At 48.1% G+C, this 241-nt stretch carries 1 protein-coding gene; it reads right to left on the bottom strand.

Going from position 1 to position 241, the window contains the following annotated elements; translation table 11 throughout:
* Positions 1 to 241: hypothetical protein (locus Q5762_RS39500; RefSeq protein ID WP_315897146.1), on the bottom strand; the 241-nt coding region annotated here is incomplete at both ends.

Raw genomic sequence — 241 nt, 5'->3', positions numbered from 1 at the left:
CAGCGAATGCCTCTCGAATAATGACATTCTTACCAACCTTATTAGTCATATAAGTTGTGAGAGCATTTCCGGGGAAGGTCAACTGACCGCCCATCTGCACAAAAGGAACACCCTCAGTATAATTCTTCATTGCCCATCGCATGGTATTTCGCTGGTTCTTGTTCGGACCACCAGCAATACCTTTGACAACACTTTCGCCAATATACGGGGATGCACCGTAGCCAGTCGTGGCAGCGGTGAC

It is taken from the genome of Streptomyces sp. P9(2023) (genome assembly GCF_032436795.1).
Lineage (GTDB): Bacteria > Actinomycetota > Actinomycetes > Streptomycetales > Streptomycetaceae > Streptomyces.
This window is presented reverse-complemented; position numbering and strand designations above follow the sequence as displayed.